Raw genomic sequence first — 7,003 nt, forward strand, 5'->3', positions numbered from 1 at the left:
AGCCTGTTCCCTGAACTTACTTTGGAGTAAGTTCAGGGGAACGAGCTGCAAAGGAGCAGTGATGTCTGAGGTTTCTCCAGCAGAACAGGGCCGTGGTCGCAAGCGGCGAGAACTGACCGGTCGGCACGTGATCATCACCGGCGCGTCGTCCGGAATCGGGCGGGCCGCCGCGCTCGCCGTCGCCACCAGAGGCGCCGTCGTCTTCCTGCTCGCCCGTCGCGGCGACGAACTGGCCGCGGTGGTCGACGAGATCGTCGACGCGGGCGGCCAGGCCTACGGCTACCAGTGCGATGTCACCGACGCCGATTCCGTGAAGTCCACCGTGCACACCATCCTCGACCGGCACGGCCACGTCGACATGCTGGTCAACAATGCCGGCCGGTCCATCCGGCGCGCCATCCACCGTTCCACCGACCGCCTGCACGACTACGAACGCACCATGGCGGTCAACTACTTCGGGGCATTGCGCATGACCATGGCACTGCTGCCGCAGATGCGCGAACGCGGCTTCGGCCACATCGTCAACATCTCGAGCGCCGGCGTACAGGTGGCCACCCCCCGCTTCTCGGCCTATCTCGCCAGCAAAGCGGCACTCGACAAGTTCACCGAGGTCGCCGCCATCGAAACCCTCGCCGACGGAGTCACTTTCACCACCATCCACATGCCCTTGGTACGCACCCCGATGATCGCCCCCAGCGGCAACCAGGGGCCGGCCGAATCACCCGAGTGGGCAGCGAACACCATCGTCCGCGCCCTCACCGACCGCCCCAAACGCATCGACGTCCCCCTCGGCACCCTCGCCGAATACGGCGGCCTGCTCACCCCGAAACTGCGCGACCGCATCATGCACCGCTACTACCGAGCCCTCCCCGACTCCCCCGCAGCCAAAGGCGAATCCCCAGATCCCACACCAAAAACCCCCACACCCCACCCCACCCCGAAACCACCCTCCCCCACCCGCAAACTCACCACCACCGCCTTACGCCGCGCAGCCCGCTGGGTCCCCGGCACCCACTGGTAACCCACCCGCCGTACCCACTCAGCCACCAAAGCCCGAGCCCCTGAACGGCCGGTTTCAAGATCATCAGGCTCTGGTGCAGGCCGCCTCTCGCGAAATGCTGCCATGAAAGCCTGGTGGTCAACCGTCCAGACCTCGACTCGCGCGCGAGTGGGCTGTTGCGGCGGGATGTCGGACCGAGCTTTTGGGTCGGTGGGCTTCGTTTGGGCGGGTCGACACTCGGGTGTCTGCCGGGGAGCCTGGTGATCGAACGCCCAGGAGAGTTGGGCGGGGGCTGGTGGCGGTCGTTGCGCTGGCGCTGTTGGGGTGCCGGCGGCAGCAGCATGGCGGGTGTGTTGGACGCGTCAGGTGGTGGGTGGGAGTTCTTCTGAGGCAACCAGTTCCAGGTAGGTGGCGGGTTTGGGGGCTGCGGCGCAGCTGGCTTGGCGGGGAGTGGCGGGGACGGTGCGGGCGGTGACGCGCCAGCGGCGGCCGTCGCGATGGGTGACGATGGCGGCGCCTGCCACGGTGGGGTCGTGAGTGGGAGCCGGGTCGAGGTGGACGGTCAGTTCGTCGGCGGGGGTCCGGATCTGTTCGCGGACAGTCACTTCGGCTAGTTGGGCGATCGGCGGGTAGCAGCTGCGGCCGCGCAGGCCGGTCAGGGAGACCTCGCCGGTGTCGGCGGCGGACAGCAGGGATTCGGCGGCGGAGATGTCGACGCGGCCGTAGGTGAGGCCCGACGGGAGCAGGACCACGGCGGGGGCGAAGCGGTGGCCACCGGTATGGGAAGCCTCCCACACCCGGCCGGGATTCTCGGCGGCCAAGGCGGCGGCGATCGGGCGGCCGAACAGGGCACAGCACTGGTCGCGTTTGCCGTGAGCGCAGACCAACACCAACGGGTCGTGCACGCGCACACCGATTCCCGGTGCGGGGCCGTCGACCAGATGCAAGTCGATGTCGAAGAGCTGACGCAGATCGGTGATCTCGAACCGCTCACACCACGAGCCCTCGGGCCGCGAACTCACCAGCAACACGGTGCGAACACCGGTGAACTCGTTGCGACCGGGACGCCGGATCAGCGTCGGCCGCACCTTCGCCGCCGAAGCGCGCGCGGCCAGCTCGGCGGTGATCTCGGGCCCGAGCACCTCGTCCCCGATCACATCCCGTCCCCACGCCCCGGGATGCTCGATACACAACCAGCCGGTGACGTGCGCCGCGGTCCCGGGCAGCGGAAGGTCGGCAGCCGCCGCCGAGCACAACATGCCCTCGAATGGATTCACGGTGCCCCCGTCCTTCGCTACCTGGTCGCCGGACCACCCGGTACCGGAGTTCACTCTAGAGCCGGGGTTCAGGACGAGGTTCCCGACCACGGTGAGCGGGAAGGTCGCGTCGACCTCACCATGATGGTCGGCGGCGAAGCGCTTACTCGTATACGCCCTCGGCGTGCCAGTGGGCTTCGTCGAAGACGAGGAGGACGGCGCGGATTTCGGTGGGGTCGGCGTCCAGCTGGACTTGGACCCGGATGGCGAGCGTCGAATGTTCGGCCGTGGACCACCAGCGTTCGGTGACCGGCCAGGGGCCTGCCCAGCCGAGCAGGGACCATTGTCTGCTGCCCCAGCGCAGCTGGGTGGGGTCGGCGGTGAACAGGCCGCGGGCGGTGACGGCGACAGGAGCGCCGTCGGCGGCGGTCAGGTGGACGGTGGGCCGGTGCAGCAGGAGCAGGGTGGGGGCCGGTTCGGGGAGGCGGCCGGGCCAGGGGTGGGTGGGGTCGGCGGCGGGGGTGAGTTCGTCGCCGAGGGCGATCATGGTGATGCGTTCGGCGGGTCCACGGCCACCACTGAGCACACCGATGCGCACCGCTTCCCCACCGAGCAGACCCTGCACCCGGACCAGAGCGCGGCGGGCGCGTTCGGTTTCCGCACCCTCCCCGCCCCACAGGCCCAACTGCAACGCGGCGGCGGCGACGACCTCGACCGGCTCCAGGATGAGCGCGACGATCGGACCGGTGGGGCGGGCGCGGCGGGTGAGCCAGCCGTCGAGCTGCCAGCGAACCCGGTCGGCGGTGTCGGACGGGGTCAGCGGACGAGCGCACCGCCAGATTCTGGTGAGCTCCTCCCCCGTTTCGGTGCGGGCGGTGACAGCGAGCCGGGTGCACGCCACGCCCGCTGCCGACAGCACCGCGTGCAAGCGGGTGGACAGCTGCCGGCCGGCGAACGCGGCCGCGTCGACCCGGTCGATGGGCGGGTCGCAGGCCAGTTCGACGTTCAGTTCCGGGGCAGGCCGGCGAGCCGAGGGCGGGCGTTCGGGCAGGGCGCGGGCGGTGCGATGGGCGAGCACGGCATCGGCACCGAACCGGGAGGCCACCTCGGCGGGCGACAGGCGGGCGAAATCACCGACACGGCGTAACCCCAAGCGGCGCAACAGGTCTACCAGGTCGGCGCGTTCGGGTGCGGCCAGGCTCGGCTCGGCCGCGAGCTCGGCCACCGGCAGTGCAGCCAGGTAGCGCGCACCCGCTCCCGGTGCCACGATCGAACCGCGCCTGGCCGCGATCACCGCGGTCGACACCGCGTCGGCGATCCCGATCTGCGCCTCGGCACCGGCGGCGGCGACAGCATCGATCAACCGCTCCGCGGCGGCCTCCTCCGAGCCGAAGAACCGTGCGGCACCGCGCGCCCCGAGCACGACCAGCCCGGGCCGCAACACCTCGACACCCGGCACGGTCTCGTCGACAGCACCGGCCACCGGCTCGAACAACCGCGCGTCTCGATCCGGGTCGTCCTGGGCGACCACGAGTTCGGGACAACACCCCTGCGCATCCCGTCGCCGCATCCCACGCCGCACCCCCTCGGCCCGCGCGATCGCCGAACAAGCCACCACCCGGTTCCCCCGCAACACCGCGATCGGCCGGTCCGCCGCCGCTCCCACCATCGCGGCCGCCGCCACCGCGGGCCAATCCGGACACCACACCGCCACCACTCGATCAACGCGCGCCACGCCGCCACCCACGGACTCGCTCACACCCATCGAACAGCTCCGGGAGTCATGAGACCGCCTCACGTAAAGCGGTGCCTTCGGCTGTCCGACTCAGTGTTTCGCGAGGCAACCATTCGGTGCGGCCGGCCTTGGCGCACAGGTCCATGTGGCCGTGGCGGGACTGGCCCGCTTTGGCGCTGACGCGTACATCCAGGCAGACCGAGCGCAGGCGGCCGCGTCCGGGGCCGAGGCCGCGGTAGCCGGTGACGCGGGAGTCCAGGCGCAAGGTCGGGTCGGCCCATTCGCCGCCGGCCACGACCAGGGTGGTGCCGCGGTTGCGGGCACGGGCGGCGAGGACGCGGCAGCGGGCCGGGGGGACGGCGAAACCGTCGAGACCGAGGACCACGAGGTCGAGGCCGTCGAGCAGGACGGCGGCCACCTCGGCCGGGTCGGAGCCGGGGTCGGGGATCACCGCCAGCCGGGACAGTTCGGCACCCATTTCCGCGGCCGCCAGCAAACCCAGCCGGGGCAGCCCGACCACCGCCGCGTGCCCACCGTTCGCGGTGACGGCGGCGAGCAGGCCGGTCAGCAGTGAATGCGCGCCGGAGTAGGCGACCACCGCGCCCTTCGGTAAACCGCCGTCGGGCAACAGGGCGGCCAATGGGGGCGGAACCGGCAGCAGATCACGGCGAAATGGCTGTTCACGTGGCATGTGACCGGCCACGGACGCACCACGCCCGGGGACCGCGGCCATGCGCCTGCGCAGTTCGTCGAGCGTGTGCTCACGCGTGCCCGGTTCGGGCGGCAACGCATTCGAACCCATCTACACCACCTACTTCCACGATGGACCCGCGGACGGAAAACCGCCCTGCGCCGAAACAGCAGCACCGTTCCAGCTATCGATCGTATTCGAATATACGTTCGATAGCGACCGGAGTGCCGGGCACCCCTCCCGGAAGATCTCGGCCAGTCAGCGCCGGATTCGACTACCCTCGCACCCGTGACCGAACGTGCTCGTCCCCATGTCGGCCCCGACTACCTGGTCGCGGGCCGTTACCGCCTGCAGTCGAAACTGGGCGGGGGTGGCATGGGCGCGGTCTGGCTGGCGACCGATCGGCTGCTGAACCGGGAAGTCGCGATCAAGCAGGTGCTCTCCACCGCGGGACTGAGCGAGGCCGAGGCCGAACAGATCCGCAGCAGCATCGTCCACGAGGGCCGGGTGGCGGCCAAGCTGTCACACGAGCACGCCATCGCGGTCTACGACGTGGTGATCGAGGCGGGCGAACCCTGGCTGGTCATGGAGTACTTACCCTCGCGCAGCGTGGCCAAGGCGCTCGCGATGGTCGACACACTGCCCGCGGTGGAGGTGGCCCAGATCGGCGCGCAAGTGGCCGACGCGCTCGCCGCCGCACATGCCGCGGGCATCGTGCACCGCGACATCAAGCCGGGCAACATCCTCGTCGCCGACCGTGGCAACAGCGTGGGGCTGGCCAAACTCAGCGACTTCGGCATCTCGCGCGGCGCCGGCGACGCCCACGGTGACGAACCCGACGGTGTGATCACCGGCACCCCCGCCTACCTGCCGCCCGAGGTGGCTCGCGGCGCCCAGCCCACCGAGGCCAGCGACGTGTTCTCCCTCGGCGCCACCCTCTACACCGCACTCGAGGGCCAGCCGCCGTTCGGATTCGACGACGACGAGAACGATGTCGTCACCCGCGCCGCGATGGGCCGGATCATTCCGCCCACCCGCAGCGGCATCCTCACCCAGCCGCTGCTGCACATGCTCGAACCCGCACCGCAGCGCCGGCCCACGATGGCCGAGGCGCGCGACGAGCTCCTCACCGCCGCTTTCGGGCCGGGAACCGGCGCCTACATCCTCGGTGTGCCACTGCGCACCGAGGACGGCACCATCCCCTCCTGGGCGGCGCGCAACTCGGCCACCGGCCTGCGCAGCCCCAACTCCCAGCCGCTGCCCCGCCCGCACCGCGCGCCCATGGCCGCGCCGGCAGCGGCCCCGCAGCGCACCGGCAGCTTCCTCGACGACCTGCCCAACGGCGCACCCTTGGCGATCGGCGCGGGCGTGCTGATCGGCCTGGTGATCCTGATCGCGCTCATCATCGCCATGATGTGAGCGGCGCTCGCGGCGCGGTCACTCGATCCTGCGCCGATGCGCCCAGCGAGTCAGCGCGTTGCGGTTGGACTGCTGGGTTTTGCGCAGCACGTTGGAGGCGTGGGTTTCCACCGTTTTCACCGAGATGAACAGGGTTTCGGCGATCTCCCGGTAGGTGTAACCACGCGCCAGCAGCCGCAGCACTTCCAGCTCACGGGGAGTGAGCGAGTCCAGCTCCGGGTCCAGCGGCGGCTCGGGCACCGGGGAACGCCCGGTGAACGAATCGAGCACGAAGCCCGCCAGCCGTGGACTGAACACCGCGTCACCGCCGGCCACCCGGCGAATCCCGTCGGCCAGCTCGGCACCGGAAATCGTCTTGGTGACATATCCGCGCGCCCCTGCCCGGATCACCGCGATCACGTCCTCGGCCGCATCGGACACGCTCAACGCCAAACACACCGGCCCTTCGGCGATCCCGGTCAGTACCGCCACGCCGCCGCCGTCGGGCATGTGCACATCGAGCAGCACCACATCCGGTTTCGCCGCATCGATCCCGGCTATCGCCTCGGCCACTGCCCCGGCCTCGCCGACAACCTCCATATCGGTCTCCCGGCTCAGCTCCGCCCGCACCCCCGACCGGAACACCGCGTGATCGTCGACCAGGAACACCCGCACACTCACTCCAAGACTCCTCATCCGAACCAACTCGATCGACCTGCTGTCATCGGTACCACACCGCGGTGTCCGGGCGACGAGATCGGCTCCGATGCGAGCACACCGGATCGGCCTGTGGGTTCCCGCCGACTCGGGTCCGACGCGAGCACACCGGGCCGGTCGCGGGTCCCGGCCGACTCGGCTCCGACGCGAGCACACCGGGCCGGTCGCGGGTCCCGGCCGACTCGGCTCCGACGCGAGCACACCGG

The 7,003-nt window shown here is 70.6% G+C and carries 6 protein-coding genes; 2 read left to right on the plus strand and 4 right to left on the minus strand.

Annotation, left to right across the window (positions count from 1 at the left end):
- The first annotated feature begins 61 nt into the window (after positions 1-61).
- Positions 62-1,021, plus strand: coding sequence for an SDR family NAD(P)-dependent oxidoreductase (locus ACFO5K_RS10080; protein ID WP_378559494.1), 960 nt, complete (start codon positions 62-64; stop codon positions 1,019-1,021).
- A gap of 341 nt (positions 1,022-1,362) precedes the next feature.
- On the opposite strand, the gene ACFO5K_RS10085 is transcribed toward ACFO5K_RS10080, so the two are convergent.
- The 3 genes from ACFO5K_RS10085 to ACFO5K_RS10095 all read right to left on the minus strand — a co-directional run bounded on the left by ACFO5K_RS10085 (position 1,363) and on the right by ACFO5K_RS10095 (position 4,793).
- Complete coding sequence (locus tag ACFO5K_RS10085) at positions 1,363-2,259, minus strand: sucrase ferredoxin (protein WP_378559509.1); 897 nt, start codon at positions 2,257-2,259, stop codon at positions 1,363-1,365.
- 160 nt (positions 2,260-2,419) lie between these two features.
- Positions 2,420-4,021: a Y-family DNA polymerase gene (locus ACFO5K_RS10090; RefSeq protein ID WP_378559497.1), complete on the minus strand. Its 1,602-nt coding sequence runs from the start codon at positions 4,019-4,021 to the stop codon at positions 2,420-2,422.
- A 16-nt stretch (positions 4,022-4,037) separates the two neighbouring features.
- On the minus strand, positions 4,038-4,793 hold the full coding sequence (locus tag ACFO5K_RS10095; protein WP_378559500.1) for a hypothetical protein: 756 nt from the start codon (positions 4,791-4,793) through the stop codon (positions 4,038-4,040).
- Between the two features lie 177 nt (positions 4,794-4,970).
- On the opposite strand from ACFO5K_RS10095, the gene ACFO5K_RS10100 reads away from it, so the two are divergent.
- Complete coding sequence (locus tag ACFO5K_RS10100) at positions 4,971-6,101, plus strand: serine/threonine-protein kinase (protein WP_378559503.1); 1,131 nt, start codon at positions 4,971-4,973, stop codon at positions 6,099-6,101.
- Between the two features lie 18 nt (positions 6,102-6,119).
- On the opposite strand, the gene ACFO5K_RS10105 is transcribed toward ACFO5K_RS10100, so the two are convergent.
- The gene (locus ACFO5K_RS10105; RefSeq protein ID WP_378559512.1) at positions 6,120-6,755 is read right to left on the minus strand and encodes a response regulator; all 636 of its coding nucleotides are present in this window, start codon (positions 6,753-6,755) and stop codon (positions 6,120-6,122) included.
- Positions 6,756-7,003 lie beyond the last annotated feature (248 nt).

Origin of the sequence: Nocardia halotolerans, assembly GCF_042650145.1 — a bacterium.
GTDB classification, from domain to species: Bacteria; Actinomycetota; Actinomycetes; order Mycobacteriales; family Mycobacteriaceae; genus Nocardia; species Nocardia halotolerans.